Source organism: Sphingobium rhizovicinum (assembly GCF_042647625.1).
Classification (GTDB): Bacteria; Pseudomonadota; Alphaproteobacteria; order Sphingomonadales; family Sphingomonadaceae; genus Sphingobium; species Sphingobium rhizovicinum.
Map to the genome: position 1 here is coordinate 3,020,256 of NZ_JBHRVU010000004.1, position 25,128 is coordinate 3,045,383.

The window sequence follows — 25,128 nt, forward strand, 5'->3', positions numbered from 1 at the left end:
CCGGTCGTCCGGCGCAACACGCACCGGAGATAATAGGGCATCGGATGATGCGGGCAGGCTTCCTAGATAGGAAGCCTGCCCTTAAACTCAACCAAGGCGGCCCAGCGCCCACAGCAGCACCGATTTCTGGGCATGAATGCGGTTTTCCGCCTCGTCCCAGATCAGCGACTGCGGGCCGTCAATCACCTCCGCCACCACTTCCTCGCCACGATGGGCGGGCAGGCAGTGGAGGAATTTGGCGTCAGCCTTCGCGCCAGCCATCAGCGCAGGCGTCACCTGATAGGGCATCATCGCCTTGAGCTTTTCATCGGCATGCGCCTGACCCATGGAAATCCAGGTATCGGTGACGACCACGTCCGCGCCGGCCACCGCCTGCGCCGCGTCGCGGGTCAGGGTGATGGTCGATCCGGCGGCGCGCGCCGCGTCGGCGAAAGCCGGATCGGGATCATAGCCTTCGGGAATGCCCATGCGCACATCGAACTTCAGCAGCCCGGCCGCCTCGACGATCGAATGGAGCACATTATTGCCGTCGCCCAGCCAGGCCCACTGGCTGCCCGGCAGCGCCAGCCCATGTTCCACCACGGTCAGCAGGTCGGCGACGATCTGGCAGGGATGCGACAGGTCGGTCAGGCCGTTGATCACCGGAACGGTGGCGTAATGCGCCATTTCCTCGATCTTGGCATGATCGTCGGTGCGGATCATGATCGCGTCGGCCATCCGGCTGAGCACGCGCGCGGTGTCGGCGATCGTCTCGCCGCGGCCCAGCTGGCTGGTCGCGCCGTCCAGGATCAGCGACGTGCCGCCCAACTGGCGGATGGCCATGTCAAAGCTGACGCGGGTGCGGGTGCTGTTCTTTTCAAAGATCATCGCCAGCGTGTGGCCGGCAAGCGGTGCGTCCGCGTCCACCCAGCCCTTGGGCTTACCTGCCCGCGCCGCCTTCCGGTCGATGGCGTCGGCGATCATCGCGGCGATGGCGTCGCCGCCCGCATCGGAGAGATTCAGGAAATGCTTGGTCATTATACCCCCTTCACCCACATCTCCGTTCGGTTCGCGCTTGTCGAGAACTGTTCTCGACGACGCTTCTCGACAGGCTCGAAGCTGCTCGAACCGAACGGAGGGGGAAAGATTGGTCTCAGGCCGCCTTGGCCTCGGCGAAGCTCCGCGCGCCGGCGGAAATCTTCTCGATGCATTCGGCGATATGGCTTTCGTCGATGACGAGCGGGGGCAGCACGCGCAGCACATTCTGCCCGGCCGACACAGCCAACAGGCCATGATGGTCGCGCAGATGGCCAACGAAGGCGCGCGCGTCATAGGCGTCCTTCAGCTTGACGCCCAGCATCAGCCCCATGCCGCGCACATCCTCGAACATGTCGTCATGATTGGGAATCAGCTGCTCCAGCGCGGAGCGCAGGCGCGCGCCCATCGCCTTGACATGATCGAGGAAGCCGTCGCCCAGCACCTCTTCCAGCACAGTGAGGCCCACCGCCATGGCGAGCGGATTGCCGCCATAGGTGGAGCCATGGGTGCCGAACACCATGCCCTTGGCCGCTTCTTCCGTGGCAAGGCAGGCGCCCAGCGGGAAGCCGGCGCCGATGCCCTTGGCCACGGCCATGATGTCGGGCGTCACGCCATATTGTTCATGGGCGAAGAAGGTGCCGGTGCGGGCATAGCCGCACTGCACTTCGTCCAGGATCAGCAGCAAGCCATGTTCATCGCACGCCTTGCGCAGGCCGGTCAGGAATGCCGCCGTCGCCGGGGTCACGCCGCCTTCGCCCTGCACCGGCTCCAGCAGGAAACCGGCGGTGTTGTCGTCGATCGCGGCCAGCGCGGCGTCGAGATCATTGAACGGCACCACCTGAAAACCGGGCAGCAAAGGTTCGAAGCCATCGCGCATCTTGGGCTGGCTGGTCGCCGAAATCGTGCCCAGCGTGCGGCCGTGGAAGGCGTTGTCGAAGCTGATGATCTTGTGCCGGTGCGCCGCGCCATTGGCATAATGATAGCGGCGTGCGGTCTTGATCGCGCACTCGACCGCTTCGGCGCCCGAATTGGTGAAGAAGACGGTGTCGGCGAACGTGTTGTCGACCAGCTTCTGCGCAAACTGTTCCCCCAGCGGCGATCCATAGAGGTTCGATATGTGCATCAGCGTCGCGGCCTGATCGGCAATGGTCTGCACCAGCTTCGGGTGGCCATGGCCCAGCAGGTTGACGGCGATGCCGCTGGCAAAGTCAAGGTAGCGCTCGCCGCGCTCCCCGATCAGATAGCAGCCCTCGCCTCGCACCGGACGCACATCGCACCGGGGGTAAACGGGCATGAGCGGCGTAATCGACATGGGCCTTCCCTTTCTGGACGTGATAAATCGTCAGGTGCGCGGATGTGCGCGAAACGCAAAAAGGCGGCCCCCGCCGGGCCGCCCTTTGCGAGCGTCGCCTATACAGAGGCCATGAAGGGGGTGCAACCCCGCTGCATGGCCACCTGTGCGCGACTGGCCTTATGTTTTGCGCCTATGGCGCACCGGCACCGGCGCGGGCCGGTGCCGTATCAAAAATGCGATCTTCCGCGCATTTTTCAAAAAACGCTCAACCGATCTGGTTCCAGGCTTCGGCGATTTCGGCGACCATGGCGCGGGCATCTTCGACCGAGGCGGCCGAACGCTCCTTGGCGCCCACCAGCAGCAGGCGGCGCGCTTCGCGATAGATTTGCGCCAGACCGACCGCCACATCGCCGCCCTTGTCATAGTCCAGGCTGGATTCCAGCGCGAACAGGATCGACATGGCGCGCGCCTGCTTGTCGGACACCTTCATCCGGTCGCCATTGCGTTCGGCCAGAGCCGCTGCGTCCATCGCCAGCAGCAGTTCGTCGAACAGGATCTTGACCAGACCATGGGGCGTGGCGCTTTCGGTGCGGCTGCCCGAATGGACCGCCGCATAACGCCGCGCCGCTGCACCACCTGCATAGCCCTGATTATAGAACATCGTCTTATCGCCCCGATTTAACTGTCGCTGTTGTTCCAGACCTCGATCTGCTGTTCGAGGTAGCTTTGTGTCGCCTTGAGCGCGCTCAGGCGGGTTTCCATCGCGGCATAGACGCTGGTCAGATGTTCCTGATAATTGGTCATCTGGGTATCCAGCTTTTCCAGCTGCTCGGTAAATTCCTCGGCCAGCGCGTCGTAGGTTTTCTGCGCCGACTTCATCGGACCATCGTCCTTTTCGATATTGTCGCGAACGGTGTCCATCAGCGCCGACAGGCCGGGATTGGCGGTCGTCGACACTTTGGGATTGACCATGTTGGTCACGCCTTCCGGATCGCTTTCCATCGCCGCAGCCAGCCGCGCCGTGTCCAGGCTCAGCGTGCCGTCGCGATTGGTGCTGACGCCGATGTCGGACAGCGTCTTGAAGGTGCCGGTCGCGCTCAGCTGGGTCGATGTGATCGCGGCCAGTTGCCGCTTCATGTCGCGCACGCCGGACACGCCGTTCAGGACGCCGGCAGTCGATGAATCAGCGCCTGTCGCGGTTGCCGTGTTCAGCGCCTTCATCAGCGTGTTATAGGCATCGACAAATTCCTTGAGCAGGTCCGACAGGCCGGCCGTCGGCTGCGACATGGACAAGGTGACGGTGGTGCCCGGCGACGCCTTGTTCAGGTCGATCCGCATATAGGGGATCGCTTCGTCGATCGTGTTGCTGGCAAACTCATATTCCACGCCGTCGAGCGTGATCTTCGCATTTTGCGGCGTGGAGCTGCTGGTCATGGTGGTGCTGTCCGCGCCGCTCCAGCCAAGGCCGGCCAGCACGCTGGCGCCGTCATCGGCGGCCACGCTGATGCTGAAATCATTGGCGGCGCCGGTTTCGCCCTTGAACATCAGGCGGGTGCCGTTGGCGTCGGTCACGACGCGGGCGGTGACGCCCATGTCGGCCGCGTTGATGGCGGACGCCAGGCCGGCATAGCTGTTGTTGGTCGAATCGATCGTGATCGTCTTGGTTTCGCCCGACGCGGTGGTCAGGGTGAAGCTGCCGGTGCCGATGGCGGTCGTGCCCGTCGCGCCGCTGTTCGCGCTGGACGATATGACGCGGGCGGTGGCCAGTTGCTCGACGGTCAGCTGCGCGGGCAGACCCGCAGGCGTGCCGCCGCTCAACAGGCTGACGCTGGCGATGCTGGTGTCGTTGGAGCCGACCGTGCCGGTATAGTCGGCGCCGGACAGAACTTCGGTCAGGGCGTCGGCAAAGGTGTTGAGCGAGCTCAGCGCCGAAGCCAGGGCGGAAATGCGCGACGTATTGAGCGTCTGCCGCGACGTGATCGCCGTTTCCTTCGGCTCGCGCGTGGCGCTGACCAGGCTGGATACGAGCGCCGAGGTATCAATCCCCGAACCCGCATTGAGCGCCGTCAAGATGCTGCTGCCTACCGAAGTCATTTGACCGTCCTTTCAAGAGGGTAGAACGGCGCTAGCAGCCAGACCTTTAGGAAAGATTTTCGTGCGCGATCATGCCGGCGAAATCGGGCCGGACGACAGTTGCGATGCGGCGACCTGCTCCACCAGTCCGCGCGACAGATTGGCCTGCGCGACATGGCTGTAGGACGCACGCTCCACGATGCGCTTGGCGATGGCGGCGGCATGTTCGACCGCTTCCTTGGTCGCGGGCGGCAACGGCACGATCACCATCGGTTTGGGGATCATCGCCTGCACCGACCCTGCGGCGTTGTTCACGCTGATCGATCCGGCATCAAGATCGGCGAGAATTTCGGAGATGCGGGCGTGAACCTCGACATATTCGGCGACGCTCGCCAGATCCTGGTCGACGGCGGCGACATCCGGCTCCGGCACGGACGCGCGCGTTTCCTTGCTCGCCGCGTCGCTCGCGCGGCTCGCCGACACCGGTTGCACGGCCTGCGCCGGCACCGCCGCGCGAACCACCGTCCGGTCGACCGGCGATATTTCCGCGCGAGAAATATAATCGTCCATGACGCACCATCCTCAGGCGTCCCCGTGAACCGATTACGACCCCGTGCGATCAACCTTTAGGGGGCGATGCAATTTTTTTTCGTCGCGCAGAAATAACAGGGCGATCAGCATCGGGATCAGGCCCGGTCCCGGCACGCCCGCCATGCCGGCCGCCAGTTGCAGCAGCGGCAGGAAGAAGGCGAGCAGCAGGATCGCCCCGCTTTGCCCCGCAACGATCAGCAGCACCGCCAGCGCCGCCAGCGCCAGCATGTCATAGGACAGCATATAGGGGGTGGCCGATACGGCGCAGGCCAGAAACAGCAGATTGGCGCGCAGGTCGCCCGCCGCCGGACGCTGGCGAAACCGCAGCCACACCAGCGCCGCCGCCATCAGGCCCAGCATCATCTGCGCCGCGCTGGCCCAGGAGACGGGCACGCCTGCGACGCGCAGGTTCATGAACAAAGTGGGCATGAACGGCCCGGCCAGATGATCAGGATCGCTCAGCACCAGTGACTGGTTGGCGATGCCGGTTTCCAGATAGATGCGCCATATATCCACGCCCCAGATCAGCGCGACGATCGCCGCCAGCGTCAGGCTGGAAAGCGCGGCAGCGGCAAAGGCGCGGACATTGCCGGTGGCGATGAACAGGATCGGCAGCAGCAGGGCCAGTTGCGGCTTCACCAGCAGCAGCCCGACCAGCGCGCCCGCCAGCCATGGCCGCTCCTCCCGCCAGCGCAGAACCGCCAGCAGGATCGCGGCGGCGAACAGGGCGAACTGGCCGGACATGATGCCCAGCAGGGCGGCGGGCGAGGCGAGAAGCAGAAGGATGAGGGCGCGCTGGCGCGTCCAGAGGCGCAGTGAGACAGCGAAGGCGACAGTTCCGCACAAAGTCCACAGCGCCAGCGCCGGCAGATAGGGCAGCAGGCCGAACGGCGCGGCGAACAGCAGGGCGACCGGCGGATAGGACCAGAGCTGTCCCGGATAGCCTTCCCCCACCACCGGCCCGAGCGCGGCGAGATAGGTGTCCATGTCATAGTGAAGTTCGGGATGCGGCGCCCAGGCGGCGCGGCCATACATCCAGATGTTGAGGAAATCGCGCCCCACCACCAGAGATGTCCCATCGCGCGGAATGCCCTGCCCCGGCGTCATGGTCAGCAGATAGGCGGGCACGAACATCAGCAGAAGCAGGCCCGCGCCGACCCAGAGCAACCGCAACCGATCGGCCATGGCCGCTATTGTTTCCGCCCGTCGGCGTCGAAGCGCAGATCGTCGGGCACGGTGATGAAGGGGCGGTCCATTTCGCTGGCCATGCGATTTTCGACCCGGAAGACGAAGGCCAGCACGGTCGCGACCGCCATATACAGCCCTTCATTGACGATCTGTCCCGCGCGCGACGTGAAGTAGATGGCGCGCGCCAGTTCAGGATATTGCAGCACGGTGACGCCATTGGTGTCGGCCAGTTCGCGAATGGCCGCCGCGATCGCGTCGCAGCCCCGCGCCACCACCACCGGCGCGGCGTCCTGCCCCGGCTTGTAGCGCAGGGCGACGGCGAAATGGGTCGGGTTGGTGATGATGACGCTGGCTTCGGCCACCGCCTTGCGGGTGTTGCCGCTCAACACCTCGAACTGGCGACGGCGGATATGCCCCTTCAGCTCGGGCGAGCCTTCGCTTTCCTTATGCTCGTCCTTCACTTCCTGCTTGCTCATGCCCAGCCGCTTGGCGCGCTGCATGATCTGCGCGGGCACGTCGATCCCCGCGATCAGGAACAGGCCGCCCGCCATGACGAGACAGGTCAGGATGAAGATATTGCCCAGGTCCGCCATGGCCGGCGCGATGCCCGCCTTGCCAAGGCCGATAATCTCGGTCAGCCGCCCCCAGATCAGCCAGACGCCGATGCTGCCGAGCAGGCCGACCTTGGCGATCGACTTCAGCAATTCGATCAGCCCCTGCATGCCGAAGATGCGCTTGAGGCCCGAAAGCGGGTTCATCTTTTCGGGCTTGGGCGCAAAGGCGCCGGGTCGGAAACCCAGCGAGCCGAGCAGCGCGGGCGCGGCGATCGCGGCCAGGAAGGTCGCCAGCATCACCCCCGCCACCGGCAGGGCAATGCCCTTGAGCAATTCCAGCCCGCGATCGACCGGCGAAAAATCGACAATGTCGTCGCGCTGAAAGCGCAGCCCTTCCACCAGCATGTTGGACATCGCCTCAATCAGCGACGGACCGATGACCGCGATGCAGCCGATGCCGGCCATGACGACCAGCGCCGTGCCCAGTTCGCGGGACTGGAGGATGTCGCCCTTCTTGGCGGCATCCTGCAATTTCTTCTGTGTCGGCTTTTCGGTCTTTTCGCCGCTATCATTGCCGCCCGCCATGTCAGCGCCCCTCCGAAATGGAGCGGGCCTGCTCCAGGCCGGCCTTGAGCGAGGCGGTCATGCCTTCGGCCATGATCGGCGCGGCGATGGCCAGCAGGATCAGCCCGGCCATCATCGCCACCGGCATGCCGACCGCAAACAGGTTGAGCGACGGCGCGGCGCGCGACAGCATGCCCATCACGATCTGCACCAGCACCAGTGCGAAGGCGACCGGCAGGGCGACGGTGACGCCCGCGCCCAGCAGCGATCCGCCAAATTCGACCAGATGCCAGATCATGTCATTGGACAATAGCGCCCCGCCCGGCGGGATCGCGACATAGCTTTGCACGACGAAGCTGATCAGCAGCAAATGGCCGTCCATCCCCAGCAGCAGGAAGGTGGCGAGGATCGAGAGGAACGTGCCGACCACCTGCGTCGACTGGCCCGAAGCGGGGTCCACCATCGCCGCAAAGTTCAGGCCCATGGCGTTGCCGATCGTTTCCCCCGCGACGAAGGCGGCGGCATAGCCGATCTGCACCGCAAACCCCATGGCCAGGCCCGTCAACACTTCGCCCGTCACCAGCATCACGCCTTCGAAACTGGCGACGCCGTCATGGGGCAACTGGATGGTGACGCTGTTGAGTGCGGCCATGCCCAGCGCCAGCGACAGGATCAGCCGCAATTGCAGCGGCACGCCCGGCGCACCGAAAACCGGCGCGGCGATGAAGGCCGCGCCGGGCCGGATCATCGCGATCAGCCATATCCACAGCTGCGTTTCGACGCCGGTAAAGCCCGGCGCGATCATTGCAGCAGGTCCGGGATGCGTTCGAAGATTTCGCGGGTGAAGTCGGCGATCAGCACCATGATCGACCCGCCGAACAGGGTCAGCATCGCGCCCACGACCAAAATCTTGGGAATGAAGCTCAATGTCTGTTCGTTGATCGATGTCGCGGCCTGCACCATGCCGATGATCAGGCCCGCGATCAGCGCCGGAATCAGGATGGGGGCAGCCGCCAGCGCTGTGATCCACAGCGCCTGCTGGGCCAGCCCCATGAAGAAATCGGCGTTTTCCACGAGCCCTTACCTCAAACCGTTCGGTTCGAGGCCCTGAGCTTGTCGAAGGGCGAGAACCATTCTCGACGGACGCTTTTCGACTTCGCTCGAAGCTGCTCGAACCGAACGGGAGAAGAGAATTGTATGACTCATGTCGCGAACGATCCCGCCAGCGACCCCATGGTCAGCGCCCAGCCATCGACCAGCACGAACAAGAGCAGCTTAAACGGCATGGAAATGATGGTGGGAGACAGCATCATCATGCCCAGCGCCATCAGCGTGGAGGCGACGACAAGGTCGATGATCAGGAAGGGCAGAAAGATCATGAAGCCGATCTGGAACGCGGTCTTGAGTTCGCTCGTCACGAAGGCCGGCAGCAGGATCGAAAAGGGAATGTCGGCGGGCGACCGGAAAGCCGGCGCTTCGGCCAGATTCTGGAACAGTTTGAGATCGCTTTCGCGGGTCTGCTTAGTCATGAAGCCGTGCAGCACCTTGCCCGACCGGCCGACCGCTTCCTCGATGCTGATCTGCCCCTTGCCATAGGGATCGAACGCCTGCGCATTGATCGTGTCGATCGCCGGGCGCATCACGAACAGCGACAGGAACAGGGCCAGCCCCACCAACACCTGATTGGGCGGCGTCTGTTGCAGGCCCAGCGCCTGCCGCAGCAGCGACAGGACGATGATGATGCGGGTGAAGCTGGTCATCATGAGCACGAGCGACGGCAGCACCGTCAGCAGGCTCATCAGAATCAGGATTTGCAGGGACAGCGACATCGACCGGCCATCGCCGGAAATCTGCCCCATCGCGCGGCTGAGCGCGCCGCCATTGTCGACCGGCGGCGTTGGCACCGCCTGCGCCAGCGCCGGCTCCACCAATGCAAGGCCGGCGGCGATCAGGACACCGCCGATCAGCAGCATCCTACCGCGCACGATAGGGGTCGCCTTCCGCGATCTTCTCGATCCGGCCGCGCGTGACCGCGACCAATATCCGCTTGCCTTCAAATTCCACCACGGCCAGCTTGCCAAAGGCGCCCATGGGCAAAGCCTCCAGCAGTTTGAGCGAGCGATCGCCCTGGCCGGCCATCATGCCGGGTTGATATTTGCGCCACAGCCACAGGGCGCCGAACGCCATGCCGCCCACCAGCGGCAGCAGGATCAGCAGTTTGACGAAATACCAGAACATGAAGGTCCGCCTGCGACTATGGTTAATACCGGCCTGCGTTCCGCCGTTTCAGGCCTGAACGCAAGCGCAAAAATCAGCCGCGCCGCTCGATCCCGGCCAGCCGATTCTCGGTCGCGGCAATATCGACGATGCGGATGCCATAGCGGCCATTGACCGTCACCACCTCGCCCTTGGCGATCAGCGCGCCATTGACCATGATGTCGAGCAGGTCGTCGGCCTGACGGTCCAGCTCCACGATGCTGCCTTCGGACAGGTCCATGACCTCGGCCAGACGCAGCGAGGTTGACCCGACCTCCACCGACATGCGCACTGGAATGTCGGCCAGCAGCTTGAACTGGCGGTTATTGTTCATCCGGCTGACCGGATCTTCGACCCGGTCCATCCGGGGGGCTTCGCTCATGTCGCTCATTGATCGGGTTCCTGTGCAAGCTTTTCAATCTGGAAGGCGGCGCGGCCATCCTGTTCGCCGATCGTGCCATGGGCGACGATGCGATTGCCCACGATCAGCGGCAAGGACCGGCCGATCGTGACGGGAATGACGTCCCCGACCTTCAATTCCATCAGGTCGGCGAGGGAAAGATTGGGGCGCGCCAGCACGGTGCGGGCCGGCAGGCGAATGTCGCGCATGCGCCGGGCGATGCGCCCCTGCCACACGGGATCGCGATGCTCCTCGTCCGTGGGCATATGGGCGCCGGTCAGCGCCTCGACCGCGCGCAGGGCGGCGAGCGGAAACAGCAGGTCAACCGGCCATTCCTGTTCGCGGGTCAGCGACACCATGAAGCGTTGCAGCACCATCTGGTCGCCGGGCTGGGCGGCGGCGGCATAGCCGACCGAACTTTCGCGCAGGATCAGCCCCTGCTCCAGCGGCAATATGTCGGTCCAGGTTTCGACCAGACGGGCGGTGATGGTGTCGGCGAGGCGGGCGATCAGCCGATCCTCGGTCGGGGTGAACTCCCCGCGGGCGGGCAGCGGGCGATTGCCGATGCCGCCATAAAAGCAATCGACCAACGTCGAAATCATCGCCGCGTCCATGCGCAGCAGCAACTGCCCCTTCAAAGGCAGCAGGCGATAGATGGAGATGCTGCAAAAGGCCGGCACCTCGGCCGACCATGCGCCAAATTCAAGGACGCGGGTGTCCTGGGCCAGAACCTGTGGCCGGGTGCCGGCAATCGGTTCGATCAATGCGCGCATGCGCCGACTGAGCTTTTCGCCCAGCCGGTCCAGCCCCGACAGCATGATCGGCGCCTGCGTTTCCCCCCGCCCGAAGGCGTAGGTCTGTACATCGGTCATCTTGGTCCCCTGCCCGCATCGGATCAGGGGGCATCCCAATCCTGTTCAGGCGGGACCATAAATAACGAAAATGGTAAAATTCCGGTTAATCCGACCTGGGCCGGCGGCCCGAAGCCGGTTTGAAAAACGCGCGAAAGAGCGCATTTTCGGTGCCGCCAAACTCCTACTGGATCACGAAGTTCGTGAAATAGACGTTGTCGATGCCGCCATAGCCGGTTTTCTCTTTCAGAATCTCGTTCACTATGTCGCGGATCTTCTTCTGGAGCATCTGCTTGCCCTGCGGCGTGTCCAGCACTTCCTGCGGCTGCTGCGCCAGCATCATCAGCACCTGGCTGCGGATCGGCATTTCATGCGCCTTGACCCCGGCGATGACGCGATAGTCATAATAGGTCGACACCGCGACGGTGATCTGCGCGAAGGCGTCCGTATCCGACATGTTGGATGTGAAGGGCGCCTGCAACTGGAAATAGGTTGCCTGATAGGCCATCGGATTGGCGGGCGTGGGCAGGTCAACACCCTTGCCGCTATGGGCCGCAACGGCATGGGGCGCTGCCGCCGCGCCGCCTTCATGGCCGCCGCCCTCTCCGCCGCCGCCGCCGCCGGCTTCACCGGCCCAGCCATGGGCGGTGGCGACAGCCTGCGCATCTTCACCGGCCAGCACCAGGACGGGCTTGTTGGGATCTTCCTTGGGGCCTTCCGCCTTGGGGCTGAAGAAGCCGGCGGCGTAAAGGCCGCCCGCCGCGCCCGCGCCACCCACCACGACGCCGACGACCAGCAGCAGGATCATCTTCATGCCCCCGCCTTTTTTCTTCTTGGCCTTCGGCTCTTCGCTCATTGCTCTGGTCCCCCTTAGGAAAGGCGCGGCTTACGCATAGCGCGCGCGCGGCAGGTCGCCGGACATGTCGCCGGCCTGTTCATGGTTAAGAACGACCGCCTCGCTGCTTCCTTTATGGCCAAATGCGGTATTTTCGCGCGATTGCCCGCGTCCCTGCATGTGCGACTGGGCGGAGGACTGACCCAAATTCTGCCCCGCGCCCTGCCAGCCGCCATTCTGGCCCTGAGACTGGGATTGGGATTGCGTCTGGTTGCCGGTCGAATCGGCGCGCGATGCGTCCGCGACATGCGGCGCGCGCTCCACCTTCACCTCGCTGATGCGCACGGCCGACAGGCTGGCGTCCTGCTTCAGCCGGTCGCTGTCCTGCCGCAGCGCAATTTCGGCCGCTTCGGTGGCGACGGTCAGGCTGACGGTCGCGCCGTCGCTGCCATGGCGAATGTCGACCTGCACCGGGCCAAGCTGATCGGCGTTGATCTGGAACCGCCCCTGCGCGCCATTGGCCGACAGCCCGGCAATATCGCGGGCCAGCCCGTCGATCCACTGGCCCGACACGCCCATGTCCACCACCTGCGCGCCCAGGCTGGCGGACAGATCGGCGCTGGGGGTCGGCGCGAGTATAGGCTGAGCGGCGACGGATTGTGGCGCTGCGGTCGGCGCAAGGGTGGGCTGCGCCGACGCCGCGGGCGCGGCGATGGCGTCGCCGGCCGCGGGCGCATCGGGCGCTACGGCGCGTGTTTCGGAGGTGGCAGCCGCCGGCCGCGCCTTCATATGATCGCGCACCAGTTGCAGCAGCGACACGGCTTCGGCCTTGACCGGCTTTGCGGTTCGTTCAGTCCTGGCGGGCGCGGGTTCTTCCGCCGGGGTGGCGATTGCGACAGCTGCGGGCGCGGCATCGGGCGTTTCCGGCAGGATCGTCGCGGCGACGGCAGTTGGCGCAACAACCGGCGCTGCGGGTGCATCGGCCGACACCGGCGCATCAGCGGCAACGACGGGTGCGGGCGGGATCGGCGCGGGCGCAACGGGTGCAACGGGCGCAACGGCAATCGGCGCAACGTCGGCGACCATGGTCAACGGATCGGCCGCCTGCGCCGGCGCATCCGCCGCGCGCGCGTCGTCCGCATCGGTTTCGATTTCGATTTCGGCGTCGTCGCTCGCCTCGACCGGGGCGACGACAGCTTCGCCAGCGGCGCTCATCGCCAGTGCTTCGGGTTGAACCGGATGCGCGGGCTTCATCGCGGACTTTGCGTCCGCAACGACCGGGGCCGTCCCATCATCGACGGGTGCCGGTGCGATCGAGGGTTCGGGCTGGACCGGGGCTGCAACCACCTCCCCCTCCACAGGCGCAGGCTGGACCGGCGCATCCACCGCCGCTTGGGCAGCAGGCGTCGCCGGCCGCGCCTCGACCGGGCGGGCAATGGCGGCTGGGCGCGACGCCAGCGCCAGCGCTACAGTGCGGTCGGGGGCGGTACGTTCGGGGAGGGCTTCCGTCTGAACGGCAGGAGCCTCCACACCATCCGCTGCCATGTCCGGCGCGGCATCGGCCATGTCGGGCGCAAGCGCAGCAACCGGCATCGCCGCCGCTTCCGCCGGTGCGGCGTCGATGGCAACGGCGTCCACCGGCGCATGGGCGGCAGTCATCAGCGCGGTGAAATCCGGCGCTCCCTCGGCGGGCGCTGCGTCCGTCTGGCCGGCGATCTTCTGCGAAGCGGCCGGAAAGAGGATCGCCTTGAGGCTGGCGAGCATGTTCATGTCAGACGTCCTGCGACCTTTGCATCCGGCGGTAACGCGGCAGCGCCGCCAGCTTGTTTTCGCGCCATTCCTCCATGTCCGCGCGAGCGCGGTCCTTCAGGCGGGTGGCGATTTCCTTTTCGCGATTGGCGGCGATGGTCAGCCCTTCCTTGGCCTCCACATTGCGCCTTGCGTCATAAAGCGCGCCGTCCAGTTGTCGACCCGCCTGCTCCAGCCGGGTGGCGAGTTCCTGCATCGCCGCGAAGGATGCGCCATTGGCCAGCCCCTCCCCGCCGAACAGCTCACCGCGCACCTTGCGCAGCCGTTCGATATTATGGGCGATGCCGTCGGCCGCGTCGCGCGCGCGGGCGGTTTCCGCCACGGCCATCGCATGCTGGACATGGCGCACGCGCAGCACGCGCTGGCGGCGGTTGACCAGACCCTTCATGCGCCGAACCCGACGATCAGCGCGGCGGCGCTGTTGGGAAGGTCGATGCGGCTTTTCTGGTCCTGCCGAATGAAGTCGAGAATTTCCTGCCGGCGCTTCACCGCTTCATCGATGACGGGATCATTGCCGGGGCGATAGGCGCCCATCAGGATCAGGTCGCGATTTTCCTCATAGGCGGCCCACAGGCGGCGATAGCCGGCGGCGGCCATGCGATGTTCGTCATCGACCACATCGGCCATCACGCGCGACAGCGACTTGCCAATGTCGATCGCGGGGAAGATCGCCTGTTCGGACAGATGGCGCGACAGCACGAAATGCCCGTCGACAATGGCGCGCGCGGCGTCGACGATCGGATCGTCGGTATCGTCGCCATCGGCCAGCACGGTGTAAAGCGCGGTGATCGACCCGCCGGTGCGCGCATCAACGCCGGCGCGCTCCACCAGACGCGGGATCAGCGCCAGCGCCGAAGGCGGATAGCCCTTCATCGCGGGCGGTTCGCCCAGCGCCAGCCCGATTTCGCGCTGGGCATGGGCGCAGCGGGTCAGGCTGTCGATCAGCAGCAGCACCTTCTTGCCCCGCGCGCGATAATATTCGGCGATGGCGGTGGCGCGCGCGGCGGCGCGCAGGCGCAGCACCGGCGGATGATCGGCCGGCACGGCGACGACGATGCTCTTGTGCATCGCATGCTTCAGCTTGGTTTCCAGAAAGTCGCTGACTTCGCGGCCGCGTTCGCCGATCAGGCCGACGACGACGATGTCGGCTTCCGCGCCAGCGATCATCTGGCCCATCAGCACCGATTTGCCGACGCCGGAGCCGGCAATGATGGCGATGCGCTGGCCGCGCCCGGCGGTCAGCAGCGCGTTGACCGCCCGCACGCCCAGGTCGAACGGTTCGGTGACGCGGCCGCGATCGAGCACATTGCCCTTCACGCCGTTGAGCGGCCACACGCCGCCGGCGATGATCGGTCCCTTGCGGTCGAGCGGCTGACCCATGGCGTCGACCACCCGGCCGATCAGGCCATCGCCCACCTGCACCATATTGGCCTGGCTGTCGGGTTCGACGCGGATGCCGCTTTCCAGCGGCGCGTCGGCATCCAGCGGCACCAGCAGCGTCTTGTCGCCGCGAAAGCCGACGACTTCGGCGCGGCAGACGGAGCCGTCGCTGGCCAGCACGCGCGCGCCCGATCCGATCGGACGGCGAAAGCCGGTGACTTCCAGCATGCCCGCATCATGGCTGACCAGCCGGCCGACATGGCGCGGCTGACGGTTCTGCACCTGCAAATGATCGAACAGCGTTTCCGCCTGAGCGAGCGCGGCGCGGATCATGCCCGATTTCCAATCATGAGCGGCCTTCCATATCGTCCATCAGGGCGCGCAGGCGGGACAGGCGCACATCCGGGCCATCCTCCACCCAGCCATCGGCGGTTTCCAGCCGCACGCAGCCGCGCTGCATGCCCTTGTCCGCCACCATCGGCACGCCGATCGCTTCATCCTTCAGCAATTCGGCATCATCGGGATGCAGGTGCAGCGCGCTCTTGTCCTGATTGCTTTCGATGAAGGCGGCGACCGCATCGCAGCGCTGGAGCAGGCGATCCATGTCGATTTCGACCTCGCCCACAATCTGTTCGACCAGACGGACGACAGTGGCGGACAGCATAGTCGACAACATGCCGCTGGGCGCGGGCGCCAGCAGTTCCAGCGCGTCGGCCAGACGGCTGCGCGCGTCGGATTCTTCGGCATGGGCTTCGCCCGTGATGCGGCACCCTTCATCGAAGCCCAGCGTGAAGGCTTCCATCCGGGCTTCCTCGATCAGGTCGACTTCCGGCTCGTCCTGCGCCTCATCGGCCATGGCGGCGCGGATCGTCGCGCTCTGCTGCGCCGGCAGCGCCGTGTAGAGGCTGCGGAAGCCGCCCGTTTCGACCGGACGAAAGCCCGCAACCGCAACCGGCGCGAAATCCTGAACCGCTTCGGCGCCCCAGATCTTAGACAAAGTCGTTGCCCTTTCCGCCGAGCATGATGGTGCCCGCATCGGCCATGCGGCGCGCGGTGGCGATGATCAGCTTCTGCGCGTCGATCACTTCGGCCAGGCGGATCGGCCCGCGCTCCTCGATCTCGTCGGCGATCGCCTGCGCGGCGCGGGCGGACATGCAGCTGAAAATCTTGCCCTTCAACATATCGTTCGCGCCCTTCAGCGCCACGACCAGCACCTGGCTGTCGACCGTACGCATCAGCGTGCCCAGATTCTTGTCGTCCATGTCGATGAGGTTGTCGAAGACGAACATCTCCTCCTCGATGGTCTGGGCGATCATCTTGTCGCGCTTGGCGACGGCCTTCATGATCCGCTGCTCATTATCCTTGCGGACATTGTTCATGATCGCGGCGGCTTCGACCGTGCCGCCGCGCTGCGACGCCGCGCCCTGCTTGCCCACGGGGCCGCGCAGCAGCAACTGCTCCAGATCCTCCAGCGCCTCGTTCGACACCGGGCCGAGCGTGGCGATGCGATAGACGATTTCTTCCTGATATTCGGACGGCAGCAATTGCAGCACATCGGCGGCGACCGGCGCTTCCAGATGGGCGAGCACGATCGCCATGATCTGCGGATGCTCCGCTTCAATCAGGGTGGCGATTTCCTTGGCGTCCATCCATTTCAGCATTTCCAGCTGGGTGGAGCGGGTCGGCGGCGTGATGCGCGCCAGGATGGTTTCCGCGCGTTCCTCGCCCAAGGCCTTGGTCATGGCGCCGCGAATATGGCGGGTCGCGCCATAGCCGATGGTGGTGCGCTTCTTCGCCTTGGTGACGAAGTGATCGAGCGCCTCGTTCACTTCCTCCGGGTCGACATCCTGCACATCATACATGGCATAGCCAAGCTGGCGGACTTCTTCCGGCTCCAGACGCGACAGGATCTGGGCGGCTTCATCCTCGTTGAACAGCATCAGCAGGACGGCGGCGGCGGCGCTGCCCTTGAGCGCCTCGGGACGGCCGGGGACGATCTCAGGCATTTTCCTTTTCCTTCTTGGCGTCGCGCAGCAGGTCGCGGACGACCAGCGCGGCGCGGTCCGGGTCCTGCTTCACGAAATTGCGGATCAGGTCGGCCCGCTGGGCATAGTCGTAGGTGGAGGAGATCATGTCGAGCGTCACCTTCGGCTCTGCGCCGTCTGCCGTGGGGATGGCCGCCTGCTTGGTCAGTTCGCTCGAAATCTCCATGCCGATGCGCTGGCCGGCTTCCGGCGTCGCGGCGTCGGCCAGAGCGGCAGGGGCCTGCGGCGCGGCGCGGCGCTTGAGCAGCGGGCGGGCAATGCCGAAGATCAGCAGCAGCACGACCAGTAGAGCAGAGACATTGCGCACCAGCGGCGACATCCAGTCGGCCTCATACCAGGGCGCGACGACTTCCTGCGGCTTGACGAAGCTGCGCGAGGACAAAGCGACCACGTCTCCGCGCGTCTGGTCGAAACCGACCGCGCCCTTCACCAATGCTTCCAGCGCGGCGATTTCCTGCGCCGAACGGGGCTTGCCGTCCGGGCCATTGTCCAGCGCGACCGCAACCGACAGGCGCTTGACGGTGCCGATCGCGTCCTTGGTGACGGACACTTCACGGCCCAGTTCGAAGCTGCGGTTGAAGGTTTCCTCGGTCTTCATCGGCGGCAGGCCGGGGGTGGCGGGCTGCTGCGCGTCGGTCTGGCCCTGCTGCACCGCCTGACCATTGGGATTGGTCTGGGTGACGGTCGGGTTGACCGGCGCCTGATTGCTGAGCGCGCCGGGCACGCCGGAAGCTTCGCCGGCCTTCTGGCCGCGCTCGTCCGACGCCCAGCTGCCCTGTTCGGTGCGCAGCCGCGCTTCATCCTGCGGATAGGTTTCGCGGGTGGCCTGCCGTTCAGCGAAATTCAGTTCGGCATGGACTTCGGTGGAAAAATTGCCGTCGCCCAAAATCGGGGTCAGCAGCGCGATCACCGACTGGCGATAGCGATCTTCCATTTTGCCCTGAATGGCGAGCTGGCGGTCGTCGGCGGCATTGCCGTCATTGTTGCTGAGCAGCCGGCCATTCTGGTCGACCACCGAAATATCTTCCGGGTTCAGTTCCGGAATGGAGGATGCGACCAGATGAACGATGGCGCTGACCTGCGCGTCGGTCAGGCTGCGGCCCTGCGACAGGCGCAGCATCACCGATGCCGACGGCTTGGTCCGATCGCGCAGGAACACGCTGGGCGCTTCCACGGCCAGATGCACCTTGGCGCTTTCGACGCTGTCGATCGCCTCGATCGTGCGGGCCAGGTCGGTTTCGCGCGCAGAACGCAATTTTTCATTCTCGACCGCGCGGCTTGCCCCCATCGGCAGGCTGTCGATCATGCTGTTGCCGTCGGGCGCGCTCTTGGGCAGGCCCTGCGCGGCGAGCATCATCTTCGCCTTGAAATAATCGCCTTCGCCAACGGTCATCGCACCGCTGCCGTCGAAGTCATATTTGATGCCATTCTGGTCCAGCACCTGCGCCACGGCCGACTTGTCGGCATCGGGCAGGGCGCGGAACAGGTCGCGCTGCGGCGGTTCGCGCAGCGCCATCCAGGCGAGGCCGGCGACCGCAACGGTGCCCAGCAGGCCCAGCAGCGGCAGGCTCTTGGCCACCGCCGGCTGCTTCATGAAGCCGGTGATCCGCGCCTTGATGGCCTCGAACCCCTTGGCGCCGCTCCCGAAGGAGGCGCTGGCGGGGAGTGCGGGCGCAGCGGCGCCGACATTGGTGGAAAGGGCGTTCTCGCTCATGGGTTAGACCGGCATGCTCATAATGTCCTTGTAAGCGGACAGGAGTTTGTTGCGGACCTGAAGGGTCGCCTCGAAGCTGACCGACGCCTGCTGCTTGGCCAGCATGACGGCGGCAATATCGGTGGTTTCGCCGCGTTCGAACGAGGCGGCGGCTTCGCCGGCCTGATTCTGGAGGCCGTTCACCTGTTGCAGCGCGCTGTTGAGCGCGTCGGTGAAGCCGCCGGGCTGCACGCCCTGCGTCGAACCCGCGCCCGTGGTCGCACCGACGGGGCCGGTCTGGCTGATGTCGCGCAGCGCCGCATTCTTCTGAAGGATGGCGTTGCGGATCGCCATCACGCTGTCAGTGGCGGAAATGCCGGTCATATCCTGGCCCTCCCTTAAGCTGCAGCCAGCTCACGCATCTCGGCGAGCCGATAGCGCAGCGTGCGTTCGGAAATGCCCAGCTTGCGGGCGGCGGCGGCGCGGTGGCCGTCGGTTTCGCGCAGGGCGACGCGGATCGCCTCCAGCTTGGAGTGGCGGGCAACGTCGCGCAGGCAGATCGGCTCGGCTGGCGTCACCAGCTCTACCGGAGCGACGATCGGCTGGGGCGCCGGCTGCACCGGCAGGCTGATAATCTGCGGCGCGGACCCCATGTGCAGGTCCGCCGCGTCGATCCGGTCGCCATCGCGCAGCACCAGCGCGCGCTGCAACACATTGCCCAGTTCGCGCGCGTTGCCCGGCCAGCCATGGGCGGACAGCTTGTCCAGCGCGGCGGGCGTCGGCCAGACGAAACCGGCCTTGCCCATGTCGGACTGGCGCAACAGCATGGCGGCGGCGATAGCGCCGATGTCGCCACGGCGTTCGGCCAGCGGGCGCAGCTCCAGCGGCATTACGTTGAGGCGCCAGTAGAGATCTTCGCGGAAGCGGCCGGCGGCGACTTCTTCGGCGAGGTTGCGGTTGCAGGCGGCGACGATGCGCACATTGACCGACACCGGATGGGTGGCGCCGACCGGCAGCACTTCGCCTTCCTGCAAGGCGCGCAGCAGCTTGGCCTGCAACGCCAGCGGCAGTTCGGCGATTTCGTCGAGGAACAGCGTGCCGCCATCCGCCGCCAGAAACAGGCCGTCCGACGCATTGGCCGCGCCGGTGAAGCTGCCCTTCTTGTGCCCGAACAGCATGGCTTCCATCATGGTTTCGGGCAAGGCGGCGCAGTTGACCGCGATGAAGTCATGGGCGGTGCGGCCCGACTGGGCGTGCAGGAAGCGCGCCATGCCTTCCTTGCCGGTGCCGGTGTCGCCCTGGATCAGAACCGTGGCGTCGCTGCGGGCGACCCGGCCGGCCAGCGTCATCAGGCGGGCGCTGCCGCTGTCGCCAACGGCGGGAACCGATGCGGGGCGGGCGAGCTCGGCGATCAGGGCAAAGGCAAAGCCCATGTCGGCCAGGCTGAAGGCCACGCGCGCCGGCAGGCCATTGGCGGCCGCGACCAGCGACGGCGCGCCGTCGATCAGGTTGATCAGGATGTCGCGATGGGTGGCATGGCCGATTTCGGTCGCCAGCAGCACGCGCCGGCTATCCTTGTCGCGCGGGCTGGCCGCATCCACGATCCGCACGGCGTACAGCGCATTTTCGAGCCAGTGCGAAAGCCCCGGAACGAGGGCGCAAACACCACGGCTCACGTCGAGCGATGACATGAACAAAAACCCCACATTTTGGCTGGTTTGCACCCCCGTGCGCCCCAGGCCCCTTCGATGGTTAATTTTTATCTTTCTGTGGTTATCAGATGGTTAACGCGGCAATCCACTTGCCGCTAACCGGCAATTTTTTTCCGCCCTGCCGGCAAGCCCGAACCGGCTTCAGCTATACGTGCGCGTGTAAGGCCCTGTTCGACAAGCTTTTTCGAAAAAATCATGGCCAGCGCTAAAGGCTGATCGCGCGCCGCCGTTATCCCCTTTCGAGGCCGCCAGCGCCCCTGATGGCAGCGACCTGATAGTGAACGGAAAGGGAATATCATGACTGTTATCGGAACCAACACCTCGGCGCTGCGCTCGGCCAACGCCTCCACCTCGGCCAGCAAGGCTCTCAGCACCGCCATGGAACGCCTGTCGACCGGCAAGCGAATCAACAGCGCCAAGGACGACGCCGCCGGCCTCGCCATCTCGTCCAGCATGACCGCCCAGATCCGCGGCATGACCCAGGGCGTCCGCAACGCCAATGACGGCATCTCGCTGGCGCAGACGGCGGAAGGCGCGCTGGGCGAAGTCAGCAACATGATCCAGCGCATGCGTGAACTGACCGTCCAGGCGATCAACGGCACCAACGACGCCGACGCCAAGACCAACATCAAGGCGGAAATGGATCAGCTGTCGACCCAGATCACCGACACGCTGGCAAACACCGAATTCAACGGCAAGAAGCTGTTCGTCGGCGCCGCCGCCACGGACGACATCAAGATCCAGGCTGGCGCCAACGCCGGCGACTCGATCACGATCAAGGCAAACGGCCTGTCGACCGACGCGGCGATCACCGCCGTTGCCGGCGCCACCGCCGCCGCTGTTGACGTGACGAGCGCCACGGATGCCGACCTGACCAAGTTCGACACCGCGCTGGACAAGATTTCGACGACCCGCGCCAATCTGGGTGCGGTGCAGAACCGCCTCGAATCGGCGGTCAACAACCTGACCACCAACATCACCAGCCTGACCGACGCCCGCAGCCGCATCGAAGACGCCGACTTCTCGGCCGAAACGACCGCACTCGCCAAGCAGCAGATCCTGAGCCAGGCGTCGACCGCGATGCTGGCGCAGGCCAACCAGAGCCAGCAGGGCGTGCTGAAGCTGATCGGCTAAGTCCTTACCAGATTGGCGGGCGAGGTCCTGGTCACCTGACAGTCCGCCAATGTGACCCCCGGCGCATCAACAGTCCCCACCGCGCCGGGGGTTCACACCTTCGATCCAACGACCAACTATATCGAAGCCTCCGTCCCCCGGGCGGAGGCTTCTTTGCGCGCATTTTGTTACGGATGCGGGATACAAGGCTTGGCCCGGACGTTTTGCCTGTCCATGAACAAAGCCATGACGATGATCGACCGGCGCGCCATGATCGCTGCCACCACCGCCGCCCTCCTCTTTCCCGAAGCCCTGCTGGCCCAAAGCGGCAGCGCCGCCTTTTCCTGGGAAAAGCTGGTTGCGCTGGCGCAGCGTCAGGCCCGCGCGCCGTATCAGGAAACGCCGGCCCATCCCGGCGCGAAGAAGGTCGACTATGTCGCCCAGCATGAGGCGCGATTCCGGGACGAACGGACATTATGGGGCGACCTGCCCGGCGACACCGGCGTCCGTTTCTTTCCCTTGTCCCAATTTGCCGCCCAGCCGGTGTCGATCGCGACCGTGGAAAAGGGCCGCGCCACCCCGCTGCGCTATGATCCCGCCATGTTCGACGCGCCGGCCGGCAATGCCGTCACCGCGCTTGGCCCGGACGCGGGCTTTGCCGGATTCCGCATCATGAACGCCAAACGCGACGGCGACTGGCTGTCGTTCCTAGGCGCCAGCTATTTCCGCGCGCCCAGCCCGCAAAAGCAGTTCGGCCTGTCCGCCCGCGCCATCGCCATCAACACCAGCCTGCCGGGCAAGGAGGAATTTCCCCGCTTCACCCATTTCTGGCTGGAGCGCACCGGCAATAGCAGCGTCACTGTCTACGCCCTGATGGACGGCGCGTCGATCACCGGCGCCTATCGTTTCGTCAGCAGCCTGGGGCCGAATGGCGTGCAGCAGGATGTGACCGCCGCCCTGTTCCCGCGCCGGCCGATCGAGGAACTGGGGCTGATGCCGATGACCAGCATGTTCTGGTATGATCAGGCCAATCGCACCCAGGGCACCGACTGGCGGCCGGAAATCCATGACAGCGACCTGCTGTCCATCGCCAGCGCCGACGGCACCGTCCATGCCCGCCCGATCGTGAACCCGTCCGCCCCGCATTTCAGCGCCTTTCGCGAAACCAGCCCCAAAGGCTTCGGCCTGCTTCAGCGCGATCGCGATTTCGACCATTATCAGGATGATGGGGTGTTCTACGACCGCCGCCCTTCGCTCTGGGCGACTCCCGCCCGCCCGCTGGGCGCGGGACAGGTGCGGCTCTACGCCTTCCCCACCGACAGCGAATATACCGACAATGTCGCCGGCTACTGGACGCCCGACGCCCCTGCCCGGCCCGGCGCGCGGATCGACGCCGCCTATCGGCTGGACTGGACCGCCGACCGCGCGCCGGCGTCATCGGGCCTCGCGACGCTCGACAATGTCTGGCGCGGGCGCGGCGAAAAGGCGGGCGAGGACCGGCTGGTGCTCGATTTCGCCGGCGTAGCGGCTGATGTGAAGCCCGAAATCTGGGCCGACATCGGCGGCGGCAAGATTATCAAACAGGCCGGCTATCCGGTGCTGGGGCAGGACAAATTGTTCCGCGTGGTGCTGGATGTCGCGCGTGAACAGGGCAAGGCGGCCGATATTCGCCTGCAATTGCGCGCCGGCAATCGTGCATTCAGCGAATATGTGCATTACCCTCTGGGCGCGTAGAGGGAACCGTCGGCCACGCGGACGGTTCTGACGCCTGGGTTAACCGAAAGCGGGTCTGGACAAGATGGGGAATGGAGACGCAAGGTCGGCTGGGCCGACCGGCGAGGAAAAGCCATTGGCGCGGGCCTTTGAACAGGTTCCGGCGGAAAGCCCGCTCGCCATGCCGGAACAGGATTTCTACACCGCGCCGCCCCTGATCGCCCGTCGTCGCTTCAATATCGACCTCTGGGCGCGCCGGCTGCTGGTCGTGCTGCTGGCGCTGATCCCCGCCGCCATGGCCGCCCACGAAATGCGCCGGTCGATCGGCCTTGACGGCATCGACCCGCTGGAGGGCGTCTATCTCGCCCTGTTCATATCCCTCTTCGCCTGGATCGCCTTCGGCTTCGCCACCGCGACCATCGGCTTCCTGCTTCAGACGGTCGGCGGCGGCCGCAGCGTCGCGCCGCGCCCGCTGCGCGCGTCCGAACCGCTGCGCGGCAAGACCGCGATCCTGCTGCCCGTCTGTAACGAGGATTTTCTGGGCGTGCTGGGCCGGCTGTCGATCATGGAGCGGTCGCTCGCGCAGGTGATGGGCGGCGAACGCTTCGAATTTTTCATCCTGTCCGATTCCAACGCCGAAAGCGGGGAGACGGAGCGGCGCGCCTATCAGGAAATGCGCACCTCCTTCTCCCGCCCCGTCCATTATCGCCGCCGCGCCCTCAATATCGGGCGCAAACCCGGCAATATCGCCGAATGGGTGCAGCGTTTCGGCGGCGGATACGACTATATGGTCGTGCTGGACGCGGACAGCGTGATGAGCGGCCAGACCATGGCGCGGCTTGCCGCCGACATGGAGCGGCACCCGCATGTCGGCCTGATCCAGACCGTCCCTACCGTGATGGGCGCGGCGACCCTGTTCGCGCGCTGGCAGCAATTTGCCAGCCGCCTGTTCGGCCCGATTTCCTCGGCCGGCATGATCTGGTGGGCGGGGTCCGAAGGCATGTTCTGGGGCCATAACGCCATCGTGCGCGTGCGCGCCTTTGCCGAAAGCTGCGGTCTGCCCGAACTGCCCGGCCGCGCGCCCTTTGGCGGCCATATCCTCAGCCATGACATGCTGGAGGCCGCCCTGCTGCGTCGGCGCGGCTGGGACGTGCATATGGTGACGGCCGAGGATAGTTTCGAGGAATTTCCGCCCTCCATGCCCGACGTCTTCACCCGCGATCGCCGCTGGTGTCAGGGCAATATCCAGCATGTCCCCCTGCTGGTGAAGATCGCCGGCCTGCATCCGGTCAGCCGTTTCCAGCTGCTGGTCGGCGCCAGCGCCTATTGCACGTCGCCCATGTGGCTGGCGCTGATGCTGGTGGTGTTGGGCGGCGCGGCCAGCGGCATCTGGCCGCCCGCCGCCGTCCTGCCGTCGGGCGGGCTGCTGGCGGTGACGGCGGTGCTGCTGTTCGGGCCGAAAATCTTTTCGATCATCTGGGCCATGGCCGACCCGGCCCGGCGCATCGGCTTTGGCGGCGCGGCGCGGATGACGCGCGGCGTGATCGCCGACATCCTCCTGTCGATCCTGATGGCGCCGGTCGCCATGCTGACGCAGACGATCAACCTGTTCGGCATATTGATGGGCAAGAAGGCCAGCTGGAACGGCCAGACCCGCGACCGCGACGGCATGGCGATGACCAGCGCGATCTGGCTGTTCAAATGGCATTTGCTGCTGGGCGCGGCGCTGACGACGCTGGCGGTGAAGGCCGGCGCTTTGGGCTGGACCCTGCCAGTGGTGGTGGGCCTGTTTGCCGCCCCCTTGCTGGCGGCGATCACCGCGCGCAAGGATCTGGGCCGCAAGGCGGAAGAAAGCGGCCTGTTCCAGGTCGCCGATCCCTGGTGGCGCACCCAAAGCTACCGCCCGCTCCGCTTCCGCTGGCCGTCCGGCGACAACCGCCGCATGGGCCCGCTACCCGCGAACGACGAATAAGTCCTGCTGCTGACGGCCATTTGCGGTCATCCTTTTCACCCTCTCCCGCTTTCGCGGGAGAGGCAACG

Annotated in this window: 25 protein-coding genes; 3 read left to right on the top strand and 22 right to left on the bottom strand. The window is 65.7% G+C overall.

What is annotated here, in order from left to right; all coding sequences use genetic code 11:
* Positions 1–87: 87 nt before the first annotated feature.
* The 22 genes from argF to ACFOKF_RS15935 form a co-directional block, all read right to left on the bottom strand.
* On the bottom strand, positions 88–1,017 hold the full coding sequence (argF, locus tag ACFOKF_RS15830) for an ornithine carbamoyltransferase (protein WP_380796855.1): 930 nt from the start codon (positions 1,015–1,017) through the stop codon (positions 88–90).
* A 115-nt stretch (positions 1,018–1,132) separates the two neighbouring features.
* Positions 1,133–2,329: an aspartate aminotransferase family protein gene (locus ACFOKF_RS15835; RefSeq protein WP_380796856.1), complete on the bottom strand. Its 1,197-nt coding sequence runs from the start codon at positions 2,327–2,329 to the stop codon at positions 1,133–1,135.
* A gap of 247 nt (positions 2,330–2,576) precedes the next feature.
* The gene (locus ACFOKF_RS15840) at positions 2,577–2,972 is read right to left on the bottom strand and encodes a flagellar export chaperone FliS (protein ID WP_380796857.1); all 396 of its coding nucleotides are present in this window, start codon (positions 2,970–2,972) and stop codon (positions 2,577–2,579) included.
* Positions 2,973–2,989: 17 nt separating this feature from the next.
* Positions 2,990–4,405 carry a flagellar filament capping protein FliD gene (fliD, locus tag ACFOKF_RS15845; RefSeq protein ID WP_380796858.1) on the bottom strand — a complete coding sequence of 472 codons (1,416 nt, stop codon included), beginning with the start codon at positions 4,403–4,405 and terminating at the stop codon, positions 2,990–2,992.
* A 69-nt stretch (positions 4,406–4,474) separates the two neighbouring features.
* Positions 4,475–4,954, bottom strand: coding sequence for a hypothetical protein (locus ACFOKF_RS15850; protein WP_380796859.1), 480 nt, complete (start codon positions 4,952–4,954; stop codon positions 4,475–4,477).
* Between the two features lie 33 nt (positions 4,955–4,987).
* Positions 4,988–6,160, bottom strand: coding sequence for a glycosyltransferase family 87 protein (locus tag ACFOKF_RS15855; RefSeq protein ID WP_380796860.1), 1,173 nt, complete (start codon positions 6,158–6,160; stop codon positions 4,988–4,990).
* Positions 6,161–6,165: 5 nt separating this feature from the next.
* The gene (gene flhB / locus ACFOKF_RS15860) at positions 6,166–7,302 is read right to left on the bottom strand and encodes a flagellar type III secretion system protein FlhB (RefSeq protein WP_380796861.1); all 1,137 of its coding nucleotides are present in this window, start codon (positions 7,300–7,302) and stop codon (positions 6,166–6,168) included.
* A gap of 1 nt (position 7,303) precedes the next feature.
* Positions 7,304–8,086 (bottom strand): flagellar biosynthetic protein FliR, encoded by a 783-nt coding sequence (gene fliR / locus ACFOKF_RS15865; protein WP_380796862.1) that lies wholly within the window; start codon positions 8,084–8,086, stop codon positions 7,304–7,306.
* Positions 8,083–8,355, bottom strand: coding sequence for a flagellar biosynthesis protein FliQ (fliQ, locus tag ACFOKF_RS15870; RefSeq protein ID WP_093010967.1), 273 nt, complete (start codon positions 8,353–8,355; stop codon positions 8,083–8,085). Before fliQ ends, fliR begins: the two co-directional genes overlap by 4 nt.
* A gap of 128 nt (positions 8,356–8,483) precedes the next feature.
* Complete coding sequence (gene fliP, locus ACFOKF_RS15875) at positions 8,484–9,254, bottom strand: flagellar type III secretion system pore protein FliP (RefSeq protein WP_298399172.1); 771 nt, start codon at positions 9,252–9,254, stop codon at positions 8,484–8,486.
* Position 9,255: 1 nt separating this feature from the next.
* Positions 9,256–9,519: a FliO/MopB family protein gene (locus ACFOKF_RS15880; RefSeq protein WP_298399153.1), complete on the bottom strand. Its 264-nt coding sequence runs from the start codon at positions 9,517–9,519 to the stop codon at positions 9,256–9,258.
* Between the two features lie 73 nt (positions 9,520–9,592).
* Positions 9,593–9,928 (bottom strand): flagellar motor switch protein FliN, encoded by a 336-nt coding sequence (gene fliN / locus ACFOKF_RS15885; protein WP_380796863.1) that lies wholly within the window; start codon positions 9,926–9,928, stop codon positions 9,593–9,595.
* The gene (locus ACFOKF_RS15890; RefSeq protein ID WP_380796864.1) at positions 9,925–10,809 is read right to left on the bottom strand and encodes a flagellar motor switch protein FliM; all 885 of its coding nucleotides are present in this window, start codon (positions 10,807–10,809) and stop codon (positions 9,925–9,927) included. The genes fliN and ACFOKF_RS15890 overlap by 4 nt, the downstream gene beginning before the upstream one ends.
* 163 nt (positions 10,810–10,972) lie before the next feature.
* Positions 10,973–11,644, bottom strand: a complete 672-nt coding sequence (locus ACFOKF_RS15895) for a flagellar basal body-associated FliL family protein (protein ID WP_380796865.1) — start codon at positions 11,642–11,644, stop codon at positions 10,973–10,975.
* A gap of 30 nt (positions 11,645–11,674) precedes the next feature.
* The gene (locus ACFOKF_RS15900; RefSeq protein ID WP_380796866.1) at positions 11,675–13,393 is read right to left on the bottom strand and encodes a flagellar hook-length control protein FliK; all 1,719 of its coding nucleotides are present in this window, start codon (positions 13,391–13,393) and stop codon (positions 11,675–11,677) included.
* Position 13,394: 1 nt separating this feature from the next.
* Positions 13,395–13,820, bottom strand: a complete 426-nt coding sequence (locus ACFOKF_RS15905) for a hypothetical protein (RefSeq protein ID WP_380796868.1) — start codon at positions 13,818–13,820, stop codon at positions 13,395–13,397.
* Positions 13,817–15,145, bottom strand: a complete 1,329-nt coding sequence (locus ACFOKF_RS15910; protein WP_380796869.1) for a FliI/YscN family ATPase — start codon at positions 15,143–15,145, stop codon at positions 13,817–13,819. Before ACFOKF_RS15910 ends, ACFOKF_RS15905 begins: the two co-directional genes overlap by 4 nt.
* A gap of 13 nt (positions 15,146–15,158) precedes the next feature.
* Entirely contained in the window at positions 15,159–15,809 is a 651-nt protein-coding gene (locus ACFOKF_RS15915; protein WP_380796870.1) for a FliH/SctL family protein, read from the bottom strand.
* Entirely contained in the window at positions 15,802–16,818 is a 1,017-nt protein-coding gene (fliG, locus tag ACFOKF_RS15920; RefSeq protein WP_380796871.1) for a flagellar motor switch protein FliG, read from the bottom strand. Before fliG ends, ACFOKF_RS15915 begins: the two co-directional genes overlap by 8 nt.
* Positions 16,811–18,571, bottom strand: coding sequence for a flagellar basal-body MS-ring/collar protein FliF (gene fliF / locus ACFOKF_RS15925; RefSeq protein ID WP_380796872.1), 1,761 nt, complete (start codon positions 18,569–18,571; stop codon positions 16,811–16,813). The genes fliG and fliF overlap by 8 nt, the downstream gene beginning before the upstream one ends.
* Before the next feature lie 3 nt (positions 18,572–18,574).
* Complete coding sequence (gene fliE, locus ACFOKF_RS15930; protein WP_380796873.1) at positions 18,575–18,934, bottom strand: flagellar hook-basal body complex protein FliE; 360 nt, start codon at positions 18,932–18,934, stop codon at positions 18,575–18,577.
* Between the two features lie 14 nt (positions 18,935–18,948).
* On the bottom strand, positions 18,949–20,241 hold the full coding sequence (locus tag ACFOKF_RS15935) for a sigma-54 interaction domain-containing protein (RefSeq protein ID WP_380796874.1): 1,293 nt from the start codon (positions 20,239–20,241) through the stop codon (positions 18,949–18,951).
* 318 nt (positions 20,242–20,559) lie between these two features.
* Between ACFOKF_RS15935 and ACFOKF_RS15940 the strand changes: the two genes are divergently transcribed.
* From ACFOKF_RS15940 to mdoH, 3 genes are all read left to right on the top strand, one after another.
* Positions 20,560–21,396 (top strand): flagellin N-terminal helical domain-containing protein, encoded by an 837-nt coding sequence (locus ACFOKF_RS15940; RefSeq protein ID WP_380796876.1) that lies wholly within the window; start codon positions 20,560–20,562, stop codon positions 21,394–21,396.
* A gap of 225 nt (positions 21,397–21,621) precedes the next feature.
* The gene (locus tag ACFOKF_RS15945) at positions 21,622–23,109 is read left to right on the top strand and encodes a glucan biosynthesis protein (protein WP_380797832.1); all 1,488 of its coding nucleotides are present in this window, start codon (positions 21,622–21,624) and stop codon (positions 23,107–23,109) included.
* Positions 23,110–23,173: 64 nt separating this feature from the next.
* Positions 23,174–25,060 carry a glucans biosynthesis glucosyltransferase MdoH gene (gene mdoH / locus ACFOKF_RS15950; protein ID WP_380796878.1) on the top strand — a complete coding sequence of 629 codons (1,887 nt, stop codon included), beginning with the start codon at positions 23,174–23,176 and terminating at the stop codon, positions 25,058–25,060.
* Positions 25,061–25,128 lie beyond the last annotated feature (68 nt).

Coding starts and splice junctions, on each gene's coding strand:
- argF (WP_380796855.1), bottom strand. CDS start 1,017: ATGACCAAGCATTTCCTGAATCTCTCCGATGCGGGCGGCGACGCCATC.
- ACFOKF_RS15835 (WP_380796856.1), bottom strand. CDS start 2,329: ATGTCGATTACGCCGCTCATGCCCGTTTACCCCCGGTGCGATGTGCGT.
- ACFOKF_RS15840 (WP_380796857.1), bottom strand. CDS start 2,972: ATGTTCTATAATCAGGGCTATGCAGGTGGTGCAGCGGCGCGGCGTTAT.
- fliD (WP_380796858.1), bottom strand. CDS start 4,405: ATGACTTCGGTAGGCAGCAGCATCTTGACGGCGCTCAATGCGGGTTCG.
- ACFOKF_RS15850 (WP_380796859.1), bottom strand. CDS start 4,954: ATGGACGATTATATTTCTCGCGCGGAAATATCGCCGGTCGACCGGACG.
- ACFOKF_RS15855 (WP_380796860.1), bottom strand. CDS start 6,160: ATGGCCGATCGGTTGCGGTTGCTCTGGGTCGGCGCGGGCCTGCTTCTG.
- flhB (WP_380796861.1), bottom strand. CDS start 7,302: ATGGCGGGCGGCAATGATAGCGGCGAAAAGACCGAAAAGCCGACACAG.
- fliR (WP_380796862.1), bottom strand. CDS start 8,086: ATGATCGCGCCGGGCTTTACCGGCGTCGAAACGCAGCTGTGGATATGG.
- fliP (WP_298399172.1), bottom strand. CDS start 9,254: ATGCTGCTGATCGGCGGTGTCCTGATCGCCGCCGGCCTTGCATTGGTG.
- ACFOKF_RS15880 (WP_298399153.1), bottom strand. CDS start 9,519: ATGTTCTGGTATTTCGTCAAACTGCTGATCCTGCTGCCGCTGGTGGGC.
- fliN (WP_380796863.1), bottom strand. CDS start 9,928: ATGAGCGACATGAGCGAAGCCCCCCGGATGGACCGGGTCGAAGATCCG.
- ACFOKF_RS15890 (WP_380796864.1), bottom strand. CDS start 10,809: ATGACCGATGTACAGACCTACGCCTTCGGGCGGGGGGAAACGCAGGCG.
- ACFOKF_RS15895 (WP_380796865.1), bottom strand. CDS start 11,644: ATGAGCGAAGAGCCGAAGGCCAAGAAGAAAAAAGGCGGGGGCATGAAG.
- ACFOKF_RS15900 (WP_380796866.1), bottom strand. CDS start 13,393: ATGAACATGCTCGCCAGCCTCAAGGCGATCCTCTTTCCGGCCGCTTCG.
- ACFOKF_RS15905 (WP_380796868.1), bottom strand. CDS start 13,820: ATGAAGGGTCTGGTCAACCGCCGCCAGCGCGTGCTGCGCGTGCGCCAT.
- ACFOKF_RS15910 (WP_380796869.1), bottom strand. CDS start 15,145: ATGATCCGCGCCGCGCTCGCTCAGGCGGAAACGCTGTTCGATCATTTG.
- fliG (WP_380796871.1), bottom strand. CDS start 16,818: ATGCCTGAGATCGTCCCCGGCCGTCCCGAGGCGCTCAAGGGCAGCGCC.
- fliF (WP_380796872.1), bottom strand. CDS start 18,571: ATGAGCGAGAACGCCCTTTCCACCAATGTCGGCGCCGCTGCGCCCGCA.
- fliE (WP_380796873.1), bottom strand. CDS start 18,934: ATGACCGGCATTTCCGCCACTGACAGCGTGATGGCGATCCGCAACGCC.
- ACFOKF_RS15935 (WP_380796874.1), bottom strand. CDS start 20,241: ATGTCATCGCTCGACGTGAGCCGTGGTGTTTGCGCCCTCGTTCCGGGG.
- ACFOKF_RS15940 (WP_380796876.1), top strand. CDS start 20,560: ATGACTGTTATCGGAACCAACACCTCGGCGCTGCGCTCGGCCAACGCC.
- ACFOKF_RS15945 (WP_380797832.1), top strand. CDS start 21,622: ATGACGATGATCGACCGGCGCGCCATGATCGCTGCCACCACCGCCGCC.
- mdoH (WP_380796878.1), top strand. CDS start 23,174: ATGGGGAATGGAGACGCAAGGTCGGCTGGGCCGACCGGCGAGGAAAAG.